A 2449-nucleotide genomic window follows, 5' to 3' on the forward strand; every position below is an offset into this window, starting at 1 on the left:
ATTCAATGCCAACATTGATTATCAGGCATCGAAAAACCTGAAACTTGCACTGATTTCGACCAACCTGTTCAACCGTTACTACTACGAGAACAACAAAGTCAGCAGCAAAGGCGCGAACAACTACTATGGCCAACCGCGCAACGTCATGTTCAAAGTCGATTACAAGTTCTAATCCCGCTTGATTCAAAGGCCGTCTGAAACCGATTCTTTCCGTTTTCAGACGGCCTTTTCCAATCAAACCTTTTTTTCAATCTTGATATAAAGCAAACAGTCTAAAAAATTTTCTCAACCGAAAAAAATTCCTGTTGATTTTTCTCACCGTTTCGATATAGTTATTTATGGCTAGTTTGATACTACCCTTTGTATCTAGCTTTCATTGCATTACCACCTCCATTCGTTGCCAACGGCTCCCTTTCCGGCGGCAACCTTTTTTTGACCCGATGGTTTGGCAATATCGAAATTGAATCAAATAAAATGATTCGGGGACTTATATTTATTTTTAAAATAAAACGGCTTATAAAAAATAACGGCTCAATTTAAACGGATATTGCCGCCAATATTTAAAAACAAACAGACCTTTCTTTATCAAGGACCCCTCCCAATGCACCATTCTGAGAAACTATTCAAACTGAGCACACTTGCCCTCTGCCTTGCCGCACTGCCCCAAGCCGCACAAGCTGCCGAAGAAGTACAACAGGCTGAAGTGGAACAAGTTACCGTAGTGGGTAAAAACAAAAGCCTGCGTACTGAAAGTCAAAACAGCTACACCGTATCCGCGATGCGTTCGACTACAGGATTAGTGCTCTCTCCCCGGGAAATTCCCCAATCCGTCAGCGTCATTACCAAAAAACAAATTGAAGACCAGGGCATCACCGACTTAGAAGGTGCGTTGCAAAACGCTACGGGCATCAATGTTTTCAAAAGCGGCGGACGTACGCATTTCATGTCGCGCGGCTATTTTATCGAACAGTTTGAAGAAGATGGTATTGCCACTCAACTCGGCTCACCCGGCGGATTCGGCTTAGGCGGCCCGGCCGGCGACCCGACCAGTGCAACCGATATGGCAATGTACGACCACATTGAAGTGGTGCGCGGTGCGGCAGGTTTGACACAGGCAAACAACGAACCCGGTGGCACTGTAAACGCCGTCCGTAAAAAGCCGACTGCAAAACGCCAGCTTTCCGCCGATTTGATGGCAAACTCATGGGGCAAAGTAAACAGCGTCTTTGATGCATCCGGCACTTTAAGCCAAGAACACGGCCTGCGCGGACGCTTTGTCGGCTCGGTAGGCAGCAACAAAACCTTCAAAGACCAATCCGGCGGCCGCGACCTCCTTCTGTATGGCGTGATGGACAAAGACATCGGCGACAACAGCAAACTTACCTAGGGCGCAAGCTATCTCAACCAAACCGAAACACCCGATCCAGACGGCCTACCTATGCGTGCAGACGGCAAAGAGTGGAAACGCAGCCGCTATCTGGGTGCGGATTGGAACGAAGCCCGCCTGAAAAAATACAATCTTTTTACCGAATTTGAACATTATTTCAACGACAACTGGAAACTGAGCAGCAAGTTGGACTGGCGTAAGAACACCAGTTCAAAAGAATATTACACGCTGGGCGGCACAGGTAACGGCATCGGTACAGACGGCCTGGGAACCACATACAGCTTCGACCGTTACGATGCAGGCAACCGCCAGTTCACTTTCCAAAACAACCTGACCGGCCGCATCTTCGCTTTCGGCCAAAATCACGACCTCTTCTTCATGCACAGCTATTCCAAAGAGAACGTGAATTCAAGCAACCGCTGGCTCAACGACAGCAGCACCTATGACGCAGATGCCTTTAACGGCAGCGAGAAAGCCAAACCCGATTGGGATTCTGCCACAACCAAAGCCCGTGGCGGCAACGGCCGTTATACTACCCATGCCTTTGGTTTGGGCGCGCGCATCAATCCTACCGACAAACTGCACATCATCGCAGGCGGACGCTACACCAGCTGGAAACGCGGCTACTATTGGGATCGCGACCTCAAAGACGGGGTAGCAGGTTCATCAGACTCGCTCAAACGCAACCGCTTCGTTCCTTATGCCGGCATCACTTACGACATCACGCCTAAACAAAGTATTTACGCCGCCTATACGTCCATCTTCAAACAAACGATGAACCGCGACTACAACGACAACCTACTGCCGCCGATTATGGGACGCAACTACGAACTCGGCTGGAAAGGCGAATGGAACGAAGGCCGTCTGAACACCACGCTTGAAACCGTGTACGGCCATGCCGGGAAGAAATTGGGGTTGCCGCAAGGAGAGAACGGGGTGCAGTTTTTCCCGAAAAAACAGATGCAGGCCGGAAGCTGAGGGCTGCTTGGGTTTGAATGCAAAAAGGCCGTCTGAAGTTTCAGACGGCCTTTTGTTTGATTCCGAATTAAGCCTGTTTGGCCG

General features: G+C 49.3%; 1 pseudogene. It reads left to right on the forward strand.

Features of this window, described 5'->3' with window-relative positions:
- Positions 1 to 601: 601 nt before the first annotated feature.
- Positions 602 to 2266, forward strand: a pseudogene (locus ACTHUR_RS10590) (TonB-dependent siderophore receptor); the annotation flags it as partial.
- Positions 2267 to 2449 lie beyond the last annotated feature (183 nt).

The sequence above is a fragment of the Neisseria sp. P0021.S007 genome (genome assembly GCF_051956855.1).